The organism is Eikenella longinqua (genome assembly GCF_001648355.1).
Taxonomy (GTDB): Bacteria; Pseudomonadota; Gammaproteobacteria; order Burkholderiales; family Neisseriaceae; genus Eikenella; species Eikenella longinqua.
In genome coordinates, this window is record NZ_LXSL01000031.1 from 1 (window position 1) to 13,804 (window position 13,804).

The window sequence follows — 13,804 nt, forward strand, 5'->3', positions numbered from 1 at the left end:
TCGTCCAATTCGACCGGGCCGGCGAAAATTTCATCGGCCGCCAGTGCCAGATGATGGCTGATGACTTGGCGGATTTTGTGGTAGAACAGGATAGCAGAGTTGGGTTGTATGCCTAAAATATCGGCAGCGGCACGGGCGGTAACTTCGAGTACAAAAACTCGAGCAGTTTCTTTTGTATTTTCCCACTTAGTTTACAATTGGTTATTTGCATTTTCGTAGCCTAGCATAGCTGCTAATCTACGTCAGCCCCTTTGTTTTTATGTGTTTATCTGAAACAGCCTATGCGGAAGTCACCGAATATGCTTTGCCTTCGTGCCCGCTTTCGTCGATGATTTGGCGCACGGCGGCGGCCAGCGCAGCGCGGGTCATGTATTGGCGGGGGATAGCGGGAAGCTGTTCGTGCAGCTGGTAGGCGGTGCTGTCGCCGTCGGCGAGGCCGCAGGGGCGCAGGATGCTCCAGGCCAGTTGGCTTTGGCGCAGGGCGGTTTCGGCTTCGGTTTTGGCGGCCACGGCTTCTCCCAGCGCTTGTTTGAACATATCGCTCATCAGGGGGAATTGTTCGCCGCAGCCCATGCTGGTGATGAGGATGAGGTGGGCTTGGGGGGCGTGCTGTTCGAGGGCGCGGATGAGGTGGAGGTTGCCGGTGGCGTCGCTGCGGATGCCTTGTTCGTTTTTGCCGCCGATGAAGCTGACGACGATGTCGGGTTGGAATTGTTGCACGGCTTGGGCGACGGCTTCTGCGTCGAGCGCATCGGCAACGGTGGTTTGGATGTGGTGTTGGGCGAAAAATTCATCGGATTGTTGTTCCGGCAGCCTTAATGCGGCGACGGCGGTTTCGCGTTCGAGGCGGCTTAACTGGTGGATGAGTTGGCGGCCGCTGGGGCCGTTGGCGCCGAATATCATCAGCATGGCGGTGCTCCTGTTTGGGGTGGTGTTGGGAATGGATGCAGGCTGCTTCGGGTGTTTTAGCCAGCCTGCACTTTGGTTTTCAGGTAGCCTTAACGCTCGGGCGGATTCAGGCGAACAGGGCGCGCATGGCTTCGATTTGGTTTTGTTTCAGCTCGCCTTTTTCGTCGCGGCCGACGAAGATTTTGAACATGGCGCTGCCGCTGCGGTTCACGAAGTTGAGCGATACGGTGGATTTGCCCATAAAGGGGCGTTCGATGAGGTAGATGGCGGCGCAGTTTTCGTAGTAGATATGGCCGTGGATGCCGCCTTCTTCGGCGTGCTCGAAGTTGTAGAAGCCGCGGCCGATTTTGCCGTGCGGGATTTTGCCGGTGACTTCGGCAATCACGTCGGGGGTGTGGGCGATAAAGGTAACGGCTTCGTTCCAGCCGGCGAGTGCCTGCATGATTTCGACAAAGCGGCTGCCTTCGGTTTTCTTCACGAGGTTTTCGGGCAGGCAGTTGATGACGTCTTCAAAGCTGCATTGGTGCTGGCCGGCGAGCATTTCGAGGATTTGGCCGGGGTTGTCGGCGAGCGAGTTGCGCAATACGGTTTGCTGTTCGGCGGAGAGTTTTTGCATGGTGGTTTCCTTTTCGTCGGGTGGGAGGGTCATCATCAGTTTGCGGGTAAGGGTGGGCGACCAGTAGCGGCCGCTGGTGTGGAGTTCGGCTTGGCCGTCCTTGTGGATTTCCAATAAATCGGCCTGTTGCCATTGGTGCAGCAGGGTTTGCGCTTCGGCGTTGCCGTCAAACAGGCGGGTGTTGATGCGGCCGAGTTCGATGTCGTGCTGCACTTGGCCGAGCAGGGCTTTGTGGCGGCCGTGGCGGCTCATGAAGGAGAGGGCTTTTCGGCCTTGCGGATTTTTCAGGTAGCCTTCCAAATCGCTCTGCACCTGGTAGCTGAAGCCGCCGAAGTTGCCGCCCGCGCCGGAACCGAAGGCGAGGCAGGGCATATTGGATTTGACCAGCGTGTTGTAGCGGTTGCGCTCGCCGCGCCCGGGGTAGGCGAAATGGTTGTTGCTCACCTGCTGCCAGCCGAGCCGCGCCAATTCGCGCACGGCGTAGGCATAATGTTTTGATTGCACGTCAAAACCTAGCGGCGGCGGGAACGCTCCTTTTTCAATCATGCGGTTGATGGGCAGGAAGGGGTAGCAGTTGAAGGCGTAGGTGTCGAGGCCGGAGAGCGGCAGGGAGGCGGCGCGTTCGATGTCGTGCGCCCAGATGTCGTCGGTTTGGCCGGGCAGGCCGAAAATCAGGTCGGCCACGATGACGGCATCAAGGCCGCACAGTTCTTTCAGGTAGCCATAGGCTTCTTCGCCGCTGTGTTTGCGCCCGAGGCGGCGGCGGATGGCGGTGTTGAAGGTTTGGATGCCGATGGAGATGCGGTTTACGCCGGCTTCGATGGCGGCGCGGGCTTTGTCGAGCCCGAAATGGCTCATGCGGCCTTCGAGGGTGAATTCGCAGTCGTCGGCCAGCGGCAGGTATTCATAGCAGGCGCGGACAAGGCGGGCGAGGTCGGGCGCGGACAGCGCGGTGGGCGTGCCGCCGCCGAAATACACGGCTTGGATTTTGCCGCTGCCAGTGCGCTGCCGGGCTTCGGTTTCGAGTTCTTCAATGACTTTGTCCACGTACGCGCCGCCGTGCTCTTCTTTCCAGGCGTTGCGGTAGAAGCCGCAGAACACGCAGTGGTTGGCGCAGAAGGGGATGTGGATGTAGGCCAGGCCGTCTTCATCGAGCGAACGGGCGATTTGGCTTTGCCAGAGTTTCTGCCATTGCGGCATGGGCACAGGGATGCCGCCCCAAATCGGCATTAGCGCCTGCCTTTCGGGAAAGGCCTGTGGCGCGGCTTCTCGGGCGGGCCAGCGGATGGTTTGGATGGGGGTGGTTTCGGCGGTGGCGGGCATGGTGTGGGGTGCCGGGTTGGGCAGCTTGTTGGTAAACGAGAATGGATTCTACTACAGGGATAGCGTGGCTGAAATAGTTCGGGTGGGGGAGGGGATTTTCAGGTAGCCTGAAGCGTTTGTTATGAAGGAGGATTGTGTTTTCAGGTAGCCTGAATGTTTTGACTGGCATCAGAAGATGGGTGGCGGGGCTTTGGTGGCGCCGCGCTTGTAAATTGGCTTTACCTTTGTTCACTCAACACAACGGGCAGATTGGCCATGGTGGCCGGCCCTGCCCGTTTGCTGGCCTAGAGTTCGACGATATGCGACTGATAGCCGATGGCTTGGAGGAATTTGAGCAGATCCGGCGTGGCTAGGAAGAGGGTTTTTTCGTTGGTGTTGGGGTGGAAACTCATGCGGGCTTCGGCCATGATGGCTTGGTCGAAATACACTTGGATGTCTCGTTTCGGATTGTTTAATAAACCGAACGGGGAAACCACGCCCGGTGGCAACTGCATTTTTTCCAGCAGGCTGTCAGCGGAAGCCATTTTGATGCGGCTTTCCTGCACCAGCTCTTTGAAACGCTCCATGTCGAGCTGTTTTTTATCGTCCATGATGACCAGGTAATAGGCGGTTTTTTTCTTGTTGGTGAGGAACATGGTTTTGGTGCGCACACCTTCGATGCCTTCGATAAAGCTGTCTGCCTGCTCGGTGCTGAGGGCGGGCTCGTGTTCGACGATTTCAAACGGAATGTCCAGTTCGTTCAGTTTGCGTTCGACTGCTGCGTATAAATCCATTTCGGTGCTCCTTGGAAGAGGGTTACGGTTTCTTGCCTGATAAATGAGTTTTAACGCCGTTGTTGCGCTTTAGCTTCGCAGAAACTTCGCTGCGCTGCCTGCGTTTTAGCTTCGCAGAAACTCAGCTTGGGCTACGCCCAAACATCGTTTTCAGGTAGCCTTTTCAGGTAGCCTCAAAGCAACGGGCAGATTGGCCGTGATGGCTGGTCTGCCCGTTGTTTGCTTGCTTAGGCCTGTTCGCGCAATTCGCGGCGCAGGATTTTGCCCACGTTGGATTTGGGCAGCTCATCGCGGAATTCGATGTCTTTCGGCACTTTGTAGGCGGTGAGCTGGAGGCGGCAGAAGCTGATGAGTTCTTCGCGGGTGAGGGCCGGGTTTTTTTTCACCACAAACAGCTTCAGCATTTCGCCGGTTTTGTTGCTGGGCACGCCGATGCAGGCGGCTTCCAGCACCATGGCGTGCCGGGTGACCACTTCTTCCACTTCGTTCGGATACACGTTGAAGCCGGACACCACAATCATGTCTTTTTTGCGGTCCACCAGCTTGATGAAGCCTTTTTCGTCCATTTTCACCATGTCGCCGGTGGCGAGGAAGCCGTTTTCATCGAGCGCGGCGGCGGTTTCTTCGGGGTGCTGCCAATAGCCCTGCATGATTTGCGGGCCTTTGATGCACAGCTCGCCGATTTCGCCTATCGGCACCTGCCTGCCGTGTTCGTCGCGGATTTCGATGTCGGTGTTGGACACGGGCAGGCCGATGGTGCCGTTGTATTCGCTGATGTTGAGCGGGTTGGCGCACACGCCGGGGCTGGCTTCGGTGAGGCCGTACACTTCCACGATGGGCTGGCCGGTGAGCGCTTTCCACTGCTGCGCCACGCTTTCCTGCACGGCCATGCCGCCGCCGAGGCAGAGTTTCCAGCTGGAGAAATCCACGCTGCGGAAGTCGGGATGGTTGAGCAGGGCGTTGAACAGGGTGTTCACGGCGGGCAGCACGCTCACGCGGTATTTCTTCAGCTCTTTGATGAAGGATCGGATGTCGCGCGGGTTGGTGATGAGCAGGTTTTGCGCGCCGATACGGGTGAAGATCATCAGGTTTACCGTGAGCGCGAACACGTGGTACATCGGCAGCGCGGTAACCACCAGCTCGCCTTCGGTGGAGAGGTTGGACTGAATCCACTCTTCGGCTTGCAGCATGTTGGCGCAGATGTTGCCGTGCGAGAGCATGGCGCCTTTGGATACACCGGTGGTGCCGCCGGTGTATTGCAGGAAGGCGGTGTCTTTCAGCGTGATGGGCACGTGGCGGAAGGTGTGCGCCGCGCCCTGCCTGAGCGCGCGGTTGAAGCGGACGGCGCCGAGCAGCCGGTAGGGCGGCACCATTTTTTTCACGTAGCGCACAATCAGGTTAACCAGCGTGCCTTTGAAAAAGCCGAGCAAATCGCCAATCGAGGCGAGGATGATGTGCTGCACCTGGGTGCCGGCCACCACTTGGCTGAGGGTGTGGGCGAAGTTTTCCAGCACCAGGATGGTGGTGGCGCCGCTGTCTTTGAGCTGGTGTTGCAGCTCGCGCGGGGTGTAGAGCGGGTTTACGTTTACCACGATGCAGCCGGCCTGCAAAATGCCGAACACGGCCACGGGGTATTGCAGCAGGTTGGGCATCATCACGGCCACGCGGCTGCCTTTTTCCAGCTTGAGCACGTTTTGCAGGTAGGAGGCAAACTGTTCGGCCAGGCGGGCGGTTTCGGCATAGGTTTGCACCGTGCCGAAGTTGGTGAAGCCGGGGCGGTTGCCGTATTGGGCAACGGTTTCGCTGAACACGTCGCAGATTGAGCCGTAGCGGCGCACGTCGATTTCGGGGCGCACGCCTTCTTGATAGCTTTGCAGCCAGATTTTTTCCAATTTGGTCTCCTTGATAGAGGCTACCTGAAAAATATTTGCGGCGCGAAAGGGCGCTTGATTTTCAGGTAGCCGGTTTGTGTTCTGTGGGTAGTTTGTTCGGCAGGGTGGTTTATCCGGCAATCACGGCATGGTCGATAATGCCGCCGCCCAGGCACACTTCGCCATCATACAGCACAGCAGACTGGCCGGGGGTAACCGCCCATTGCGGGCTGTCGAAGCGCAGCTCGGCGCGGTCGTTATCCAGATAGCGCAGTTCGCAGGGCGCGTCGGCCATGCGGTAGCGGGTTTTGCAGGTGTAGCGGCCTTCTGGCGGGCGGTTACCGCGGACGTCGCCGGGGTTTTCAGGCAGCGTCCAGCTGAGCTGGCTCATGTTGAGGCTACCTGAAAATAATAGCGGGTGCTGGTGGCCTTGCACCACGATGAGGCGGTTGGCGGCCAAATCTTTGCCGGCCACAAACCAGGGCTCGCCGGCGCCGCCTATCCCCAAGCCTTTGCGCTGGCCGAGGGTGTAGAACATCAGGCCGACGTGTTTGCCCACCACTTTGCCTTCGGGCGTAACCATGTCGCCTTCATGGGTGGGCAGGTATTTTTGCAGGAATTCGCGGAAGGGGCGCTCGCCGATGAAGCAGATGCCGGTGCTGTCTTTTTTGGCGGCGGTGGGCAGGCCGGCTTCGGCGGCGATGCGGCGCACTTCGGGCTTTTCGAGGTGGCCGAGCGGGAAGAGGGCGCGTTCGAGCTGATGGGGCTGGAGGCGGTAGAGGAAGTAGCTTTGGTCTTTGTTGGCATCCAGGCCTTTGAGCAGATAATGCTTGCCGTTGCGCACTTCTTTGCGGGCGTAGTGGCCGGTGGCGATGGCTTCGGCGCCTTGCTCGATGGCGTAGTCTAAAAAGCATTTGAACTTGATTTCGGCGTTGCAGAGCACGTCGGGGTTGGGGGTGCGGCCGGCTTGGTATTCTTGCAGGAAGTAGGCGAAGACTTTGTCTTTGTATTGGGCGGCGAAATTGACGATGTCGATGTCGATGCCGATGATGTCGGCCACGGCGATGGCGTCGAAGGAATCTTGCTTGATGCTGCAATATTCGTCGTTGTCGTCGTCTTCCCAGTTTTGCATGAAAACGCCGCGCACTTGGTGGCCCTGCTGCTTGAGCAGGTGGGCGGTAACGGAGGAATCGACGCCGCCGGAAAGGCCGACGATGATGTTTTGCGGAGTGTTGGGCATGGTGTCGGGTTTGCTGGGAGGCTACCTGAAAACGGGTTTGGGATTTTCAGGTAGCCTTTTGGGTTGGTTTATGGTGTTGGTTTGGGTTGCCGGGCATGAATGCCCGGCCTGCGGTTGGTTTTCAGGTAGCCTTTTCAGGTTTATGCGGCAATTAACCTTGCCGCTTTTTCACGCTCACTTGGCGTTTTTTGGTTTTGGCTTTGGTGCGGGCTTTTTCGTCGCGCTTGGCGATGCGGTTGCTCAGGGTGGTGCGGCGCAGGGGCTTGCTTTTGGTTTTTTCCGCCGTGTCTTCGTAGGGGTTGTCGGAAATATTGTATTGGATGCGCAGCGGGGTGCCTTGCAGGTTGAAGGCCTTGCGGAAGGTTTGCGTGAGGTAGCGGGTGTAGCTGTCGGCCACGTGTTGCAGCGAGTTGCCGTGGATTACGATCACGGGCGGATTCATGCCGCCTTGGTGGGCGTAGCGCATTTTGGGGCGCACCAGGCCGGCGCGCGCGGGCTGCTGGCGCTCAATGGCCGATTGCAGCACGCGGGTGATTTTGGGCGTGGGCATTTTGATGAAGGCTGCGTCGTAGGCGGCTTGGATGCTGGCAAACAGGCCGTCGATGCCGCGCTCTTTCAGCGCGGAGATGAAGTGGAATTTGGCGAAATCGAGGAAGTGCAGCTTGCGCTCGATGTCTTTTTTGATGCTGTTGCGCCGCTCTTCGGAAATGCCGTCCCATTTGTTTACGGCGATGACGAGCGCGCGCCCCGCTTCCAGCGCAAAGCCGGCGATGGTCGCGTCTTGGTCGGCGATGTCCTGCTGCGCGTCCAGCACCAGCACGGCCACGTTCGCCGCTTCCACCGCCTGCATGGCTTTAATCACGGAGAATTTCTCCACCGCCTCGTCCACTTTGCCGCGCCGCCGCACGCCTGCGGTGTCGATAATCGTGAAGGGCTTGCCGTCGCGCTCGAAATCGATGTGGATGCTGTCGCGCGTGGTGCCCGCCATGTCAAACGCAATCACGCGCTCTTCGCCCAAAATGGCGTTCACCAGCGTGGATTTGCCCACGTTCGGGCGGCCGATAACGGCAAACACGGGGTGTTTGGCCTGCTCGGTTTCTTCTTCCGCGTCGGGGAAGTTTTCCAGCACGTCTTCCATCAGATAGTACACGCCGTCGCCGTGCGCGCCGGAAATCACATGCGGCTCGCCCAGTGCCAGCTCGTAAAATTCGGCGGCCAATACGTCGCGGCGGCCGCCTTCGCCTTTGTTCACGACCAGATACACAGGGCGCGGGCTTTGGCGCAGGCGGTCGGCGATGATTTTGTCTTGCGGGGTGAGGCCGGTGCGCGCATCCACCAGGAAAATCACCGCGTCGGCTTCGTCTACGGCTTGCAGGGTTTGCTTGGCCATTTCGTGCAAAATGCCGCTGTCCACCACAGGCTCGAAGCCGCCGGTGTCCACCACCAGATAGGGCTTGCTGCCGATTTTGCCGTGGCCGTAGTGGCGGTCGCGGGTGAGGCCGGGCAGGTCGTGCACCAGCGCGTCTTTGGTGCGCGTGAGGCGGTTGAACAGGGTGGATTTGCCCACATTGGGGCGGCCGACTAGGGCGATGGTGGGTTTCATGGGTTGCGGTCTTTCTGTATCAGGCGGCCTGATGGCAGGCGGCGAGCAGGTGCGCGGGGCACGGGTTGTTGGTTTGCTGGGTTTTCAGGTAGCCTGGGTTGGCGGGATGAGGCTACCTGAAAAATGCAGGCGGGATTATAGCGTGTTGTGAACGGTTTGGCTTGGGGAGTAGGGCTGGATGGATTAGGAAGTGGTGGTTCTTGTTTACGTTGAGGCTAATGTTTTCAGGTAGCCTGTATGCACTTGGAGGCTACCTGAAAAATGAAACCTGCCGTTATCAGCATAGCGGCAGGTTTGTTTTTTCTCACAACAGGCTGTCGGACAGCGATACATCGGGTGCGTGTGGCTGTTGCACCGGTGTGGCCGGAAGAGGATGCTCTATTTGCTTGACCATGTTGGGGCGACGGCGCGGGGTGGCGGCGTTGCTTGCCGGAATCGGGGTTTCGGTGCTGCCGGCGCCGTCGGTGAGGGCTTCCACGGCGCTGCCTTCGGGCAGGATTTCATCCGGCTGCTGCACGGCGGGGGCCGACACGGCCTGCGGCTGGCTCAATTCGCCCATGCCGCCTTGCCAGGCTAGGGATTGCAGCTGCCCCTGCACTTTGGCGTTGCCGGGGCTGCAGGTGATGCACACGAGGCGGCCGTTGCGGCTGCGCAGGGCGGCGTTGAGGCGGGCTTCGTTGGTGGTGAGGCCTTTGGCCTGCGTCCAGGCGGCGATGCTTTGGCGCAGGGCGGCGGTGTTGAGGTTGCGCTGCTGGTAGGGGTCGGCATAGGTGGCGAGCCAGAGGTGGTTGCCGGCGTCGGCGTTGAGGCTGGCCAGCTGGTAGATCACGGCGGCGTTGGCGCCGGTGTGCACGCTGCGGGCGAATTGAAGGGCGTTGTTGCTGTGCATGCGCACACAGCCGTGGCTGCGAATGCCGGGCACGCTGCCGGGGGCGTTGGTGCCGTGGATGCCGAGGCCGAGGCGCGGCGGGCCGAGCCGCACAAATACCGGGCCGAGCGGGTTTCTGGGGCCGGGCGGGATGCTGGTGATGGCGGGCATGCCGGCGGCGGCGCGTTCGCGGCGGATGCTGGCGGGGATGGTCCAAGTGGGGTTGTAGGCCTTGGAGCCGATTTGGTAGTTGCCCAGCGGGGTGCGGGTGCGGCTTTTGCCCACGGCCACGGGGTAGGCATTTTTCAGCTGGCCGTTTTCATAAAGGAACAGCCGCATCTGCGGGATGTTGATGACCACGTGCTGCCCTTCGGCCACGGGGGAGAAATCGGGCAGGGGCGTGTTGGCGGCGGCGAGGCCGGATACGGCGATAAGGCTGAGCAATGCGAGTTTTTTCATATAGCGTTGGTTTGGGCAAAAATTTGGCAAAATAAACAAGAGCGGAGCAAAAAACCGCGTTGGCAGGTATAATACCCGAAAACGGCTCGGCTTGATGCGGCAGGCTACCTGAAAGCGGCAAAACGTGTTTTAATGCCACACCCTTAAGGGGCAGTCTGCAAAGGCTACCTGAAAGCGATGTTTTAGCTCAGCCCAAGCTGAGTTTCTGCGAAGCTAAAAACCATCCGCAAATGAGCATTCTCCTTCATCACCCACACTCACGGAGCAGCCATGCAACCGCACATCATTCATTCCCTGCTGGACACCGACCTCTACAAATTCACCATGCTGCAAGTGGTGCTGCACCAATTCCCGCAGGCGCACGGCGTGTATGAATTCCGCTGCCGCAACCTCGATGCGCTGGTCTACCCGCTGGTGGACATCCGCAGCGAGCTCGAAGCAGAGCTCGACGCCCTGTGCACCCTGCGCTTCACCCTGAGCGAGCTCAACTACCTGCGCAGCCTGCGCTTCATCAAAAGCGATTTTGTCGATTATCTCGAGCTGTTCCAGCTCAAGCGCCGCTTTATCAAAGTATTTGTGGATGAGGAACACCGCCTCTGCATCCGCGTGGAAGGGCCGATTATCCAGGCCATGTTCTTCGAGATATTCGTGCTGGCGATTGTGAACGAGCTCTACTTCCGCCGCCTGGAAACCCCCGAAGTGCTGGCCGAAGGCGAGCGCCGCCTGCAAGCCAAGGCCGATTTGCTGCGCCGCTACGCCGCAGCCGAAGATCCCGCAGACCCGCCCTTCCTCGTGTCTGACTTCGGCACCCGCCGCCGCTACAACCTCGCTTGGCAGGAGCACGTGGTGCACACGCTCAACCAAGCCGCCCCCGGCTGCCTGCGCGGCACCAGCAACGTATTCATCGCCAAAAAGCTCGGCCTCATCCCCATCGGCACCGTGGCGCACGAATTCATGCAGGCCTTCCAAGCGCTCGACGTGCGCCTGCGCGACTTTCAAAAAGCCGCCCTCGAAAGCTGGGTGCGCGAATACCGCGGCGACCTCGGCATCGCGCTCACCGACGTGGTGGGCATGGACGCCTTCCTGCGCGATTTCGACCTCTATTTCGCCAAACTCTTCGACGGCCTGCGCCACGACAGCGGCGACCCCTATATTTGGGGCGACAAAGCCTACGCCCACTACCAAAAGCTCAAAATCGACAGCCGTACCAAAATGCTCACCTTCTCCGACGGCCTCGACCTGGAAAAAGCTTGGGCGCTGCACCAATACTTCAAAGACCGCTTCAAAACCAGTTTCGGTATCGGCACCAACCTCACCAACGACATGGGCCACACCCCGCTCAACATCGTACTCAAACTGGTGGAATGCAACGGCCAATCCGTGGTCAAGCTCTCCGACAGCCCCGGCAAAACCATGAGCAGCAACAACACCTTCCTTGCCTACCTGCGCCAAGTGTTCGAAATTGCCGACACCGAATAGCGCGCGGGATGATTTTTCAGGTAGCCTTTTGGCGCGGAGAGGCTACCTGAAAAAAATAGCGGTAAAGCCGCAAATTCATTTTGGCTTTGCAGAAAACCGCCGCGCTTTCAGGTAGCCTACCGTTTTATTTGAAACCACTCTGCAATAAAGGAAAATCATGCTCCAACCCATCGAACTCTCCCAATCCACCCGCCTCATCAACCACGGCCCCACCGTGCTGGTGTCTGCCCAACACGGCGGCTCGGCCAACGTGATGGCCGTGGGCTGGTCGTGCGCGCTGGATTATGCGCCCCCGCGCCTGACCGTGGTGCTCGACAAAGGCGCGTTCACGCGCGGCCTGGTGGAGCAGGGCGGCTGGTTTGCCGTGCAGGTGCCGGTGGCCGGGCAGGCCGAAATGGTGATGGCGCTGGGCAGCCAGAGCCGTAAACGCAATCCGGCCAAGCTGGCCGACTGCGGCGCGGAGCTGTTTTATCAGGAAGACTTCGATGTGCCGCTGGTGAAGGGCTGTGCCGCCTACCTGGTTTGCCGCCTGCTGCCCGAGCCGCACAACCAGCAAAGCTATGATTTGTTTATCGGCGAAGTGGCCGCCGCCTGGGCGGATGACCGCGTGTATGCCGACGGCCGCTGGCTGTTCGACAGCGTGCCGGACGGGCTGAAAACGCTGCATTATGTGGGCAACGGCCAGTTTTACCGCACCGGCTCGGGCTTGAAAGTGGGCTAGGTGTGAACTTGCGTTTTCAGGTAGCCTTCACGGCGTGCAAAGGCTACCTGAAAAATGCAGCAGCCGAGATTCCTCTTTGCTGTGCTTCTCAAATTTTCAGGTAGCCAATTTTCAGGTAGCCTCCATGCGCGGCAAAGGCTACCTGAAAAATAAATCGCCGTGCCGCCCAAGCTTTCGTCAAACCGCCTGCTGCCCCGCCGCAGGCTTTGTTTTATAATCGCTTCCCTTTCCACCTACACTCCGGATTTCCGCTATGAAATGGCTTGGCCGCTTGGCTGTGATCATGAAAACCGTATACCGCTTCGGGCTGGCCGACCTGCTGGCCGCGCGGGCCAGGGCGCATTGGCTGGTGCGGCTGCTGCCGCGTTCGCGCAAAATGCGGGATACCCCGCTGCCGGTGCGCGTGCGGCTGGCGCTGGAGAGCCTGGGGCCGATTTTTGTGAAGCTCGGGCAGGTGCTCTCCACCCGGCCGGATTTGCTGCCGGCGGCCTATGCGCTGGAGCTGAGCCGCCTGCAAGACAAGGTGCCGCCTTTCGATGCGGATTTGGCGCGGCGGCAGATTGAGCGCTCGCTCGGGCGGCCGCTGGAAGAGATTTATGCAGAATTTGAAGCCGAGCCGGTGGCCGCGGCTTCGGTGGCGCAGGTGCACCGCGCGCGGCTGTTTGGCGGCGAAGAAGTGGCGGTGAAGGTGTTGCGGCCGGGCTTGGAGCCGGTAATCGAGCAGGATTTGGCGCTGATGCGCACCGCCGCGCGGCTGCTGGAAAGGCTGCTGCCGGACGGCAAACGCCTGCGCCCGCGCGAAGTGGTGGCCGAGTTCGACAAATATCTGCACGACGAGCTGGATTTGCTGCGCGAAGCTGCCAACGCCAGCCAAATCGGGCGCAATTTCAGCGGCAGCACCATGCTGCGCGTGCCGCAGGTGTATTACGATTATTGCAGCGAAAGCGTGATGACCATGCAGTGGATGGACGGCACGCCGATTGCCGACATCGCCACGCTTCGGCAGCGCGGCATCGATTTGCAGCGGCTGGCGCGCTACGGCGTGGAGATTTTTTTCACCCAAGTATTCAAACACGGCTTTTTCCATGCCGATATGCACCCGGGCAATATCTTGGTGGACGATGAAGGCCGCTACATCGCGCTGGATTTCGGCATTGTGGGCAGCCTCACGGATTACGACAAGCGCTATCTCGCCATCAATTTCCTTGCCTTCTTCAACCGCGACTACCACCGCGTGGCCACGGCGCATATCGAAAGCGGCTGGGTGCCGGCGGATACGCGGCCGGAAGAATTGGAAGCGGCGGTGCGCGCCGTGTGTGAGCCGTTTTTCAACAAGCCTTTGGCCGAGATTTCCTTCGGCCTGGTGCTGATGCGCCTGTTTGAAACCAGCCGCCGCTTCAACGTGCAGATTCAGCCGCAGCTGGTGCTGCTGCAAAAAACCCTGCTCAATATCGAAGGGCTGGGAAGGCAGCTCGACCCGCAGTTGGATTTGTGGGCCACGGTCAAGCCGTTTTTGGTGGATTGGATGCACGAGCAGGTGGGCGTGAAGGCCTTATGGCGCAACCTGAAGCAGGAAGCGCCGGATTGGGCGGAAATCCTGCCCGCCCTGCCGCGCAAACTGAATATGCTGGTGGACGAGGCGCGCCAGCAGGAAATGCGCGACGCTTATCTGCACCTGGTGCGCACCCAGCAGCGGCAGAATATGTGGCTGGCGCTGATTGTGCTGATGCTGCTGCTGATGGCGCTGTTGGATTAGGGTTTGATTGCAATAGGGGAAGAGGCTACCTGAAAAATATCTGCCGCATGGGCGGGATATTTTCAGGTAGCCTTATATATTTTCCGCCGTCGGGGGCTAGTCCTGACGGTATCTTTGCCAGACAGGCATTATTCACATCATAAGGCTGGACTAGCTCTCTTTGATCAAGCTAACTCAAAGGAGCTT

General features: G+C 59.5%; 10 protein-coding genes and 1 pseudogene. 3 read left to right on the plus strand and 8 right to left on the minus strand.

Going from position 1 to position 13,804, the window contains the following annotated elements; genetic code table 11:
- The 8 genes and pseudogenes from A7P95_RS11275 to A7P95_RS09845 form a co-directional block, all read right to left on the minus strand.
- Positions 1–211, minus strand: a pseudogene (locus tag A7P95_RS11275) (IS1595 family transposase); the annotation flags it as partial.
- A gap of 68 nt (positions 212–279) precedes the next feature.
- Positions 280–909: an NAD(P)-dependent oxidoreductase gene (locus tag A7P95_RS09815; RefSeq protein WP_067594721.1), complete on the minus strand. Its 630-nt coding sequence runs from the start codon at positions 907–909 to the stop codon at positions 280–282.
- A 106-nt stretch (positions 910–1,015) separates the two neighbouring features.
- A complete protein-coding gene (hutW, locus tag A7P95_RS09820; protein WP_067594724.1) occupies positions 1,016–2,848 on the minus strand; it encodes a heme anaerobic degradation radical SAM methyltransferase ChuW/HutW in 1,833 nt (610 codons plus the stop codon).
- A gap of 284 nt (positions 2,849–3,132) precedes the next feature.
- Positions 3,133–3,621, minus strand: coding sequence for a prolyl-tRNA synthetase associated domain-containing protein (locus tag A7P95_RS09825; RefSeq protein ID WP_067594727.1), 489 nt, complete (start codon positions 3,619–3,621; stop codon positions 3,133–3,135).
- Between the two features lie 227 nt (positions 3,622–3,848).
- Positions 3,849–5,513: an AMP-binding protein gene (locus tag A7P95_RS09830; RefSeq protein ID WP_067594730.1), complete on the minus strand. Its 1,665-nt coding sequence runs from the start codon at positions 5,511–5,513 to the stop codon at positions 3,849–3,851.
- A gap of 109 nt (positions 5,514–5,622) precedes the next feature.
- The gene (mnmA, locus tag A7P95_RS09835) at positions 5,623–6,732 is read right to left on the minus strand and encodes a tRNA 2-thiouridine(34) synthase MnmA (RefSeq protein WP_067594733.1); all 1,110 of its coding nucleotides are present in this window, start codon (positions 6,730–6,732) and stop codon (positions 5,623–5,625) included.
- Between the two features lie 151 nt (positions 6,733–6,883).
- A complete protein-coding gene (gene der, locus A7P95_RS09840; RefSeq protein WP_067594736.1) occupies positions 6,884–8,335 on the minus strand; it encodes a ribosome biogenesis GTPase Der in 1,452 nt (483 codons plus the stop codon).
- A 304-nt stretch (positions 8,336–8,639) separates the two neighbouring features.
- Positions 8,640–9,662, minus strand: coding sequence for a L,D-transpeptidase (locus tag A7P95_RS09845; protein ID WP_067594739.1), 1,023 nt, complete (start codon positions 9,660–9,662; stop codon positions 8,640–8,642).
- Positions 9,663–9,932: 270 nt separating this feature from the next.
- Between A7P95_RS09845 and pncB the strand changes: the two genes are divergently transcribed.
- From pncB to ubiB, 3 genes are all read left to right on the plus strand, one after another.
- A complete protein-coding gene (gene pncB, locus A7P95_RS09850) occupies positions 9,933–11,141 on the plus strand; it encodes a nicotinate phosphoribosyltransferase (RefSeq protein ID WP_067594742.1) in 1,209 nt (402 codons plus the stop codon).
- Positions 11,142–11,298: 157 nt separating this feature from the next.
- A complete protein-coding gene (locus A7P95_RS09855; RefSeq protein ID WP_067594744.1) occupies positions 11,299–11,862 on the plus strand; it encodes a flavin reductase family protein in 564 nt (187 codons plus the stop codon).
- A gap of 253 nt (positions 11,863–12,115) precedes the next feature.
- On the plus strand, positions 12,116–13,618 hold the full coding sequence (gene ubiB, locus A7P95_RS09860; protein WP_067594747.1) for a ubiquinone biosynthesis regulatory protein kinase UbiB: 1,503 nt from the start codon (positions 12,116–12,118) through the stop codon (positions 13,616–13,618).
- Positions 13,619–13,804: the final 186 nt, after the last annotated feature.

Excerpts from the sequence above, each read along its gene's own strand:
- ubiB (WP_067594747.1), top strand. The coding sequence starts at position 12,116 with ATGAAATGGCTTGGCCGCTTGGCTGTGATCATGAAAACCGTATACCGC.
- pncB (WP_067594742.1), top strand. The coding sequence starts at position 9,933 with ATGCAACCGCACATCATTCATTCCCTGCTGGACACCGACCTCTACAAA.
- A7P95_RS09845 (WP_067594739.1), bottom strand. The coding sequence starts at position 9,662 with ATGAAAAAACTCGCATTGCTCAGCCTTATCGCCGTATCCGGCCTCGCC.
- A7P95_RS09825 (WP_067594727.1), bottom strand. The coding sequence starts at position 3,621 with ATGGATTTATACGCAGCAGTCGAACGCAAACTGAACGAACTGGACATT.
- A7P95_RS09855 (WP_067594744.1), top strand. The coding sequence starts at position 11,299 with ATGCTCCAACCCATCGAACTCTCCCAATCCACCCGCCTCATCAACCAC.
- der (WP_067594736.1), bottom strand. The coding sequence starts at position 8,335 with ATGAAACCCACCATCGCCCTAGTCGGCCGCCCCAATGTGGGCAAATCC.
- A7P95_RS09815 (WP_067594721.1), bottom strand. The coding sequence starts at position 909 with ATGCTGATGATATTCGGCGCCAACGGCCCCAGCGGCCGCCAACTCATC.
- hutW (WP_067594724.1), bottom strand. The coding sequence starts at position 2,848 with ATGCCCGCCACCGCCGAAACCACCCCCATCCAAACCATCCGCTGGCCC.
- mnmA (WP_067594733.1), bottom strand. The coding sequence starts at position 6,732 with ATGCCCAACACTCCGCAAAACATCATCGTCGGCCTTTCCGGCGGCGTC.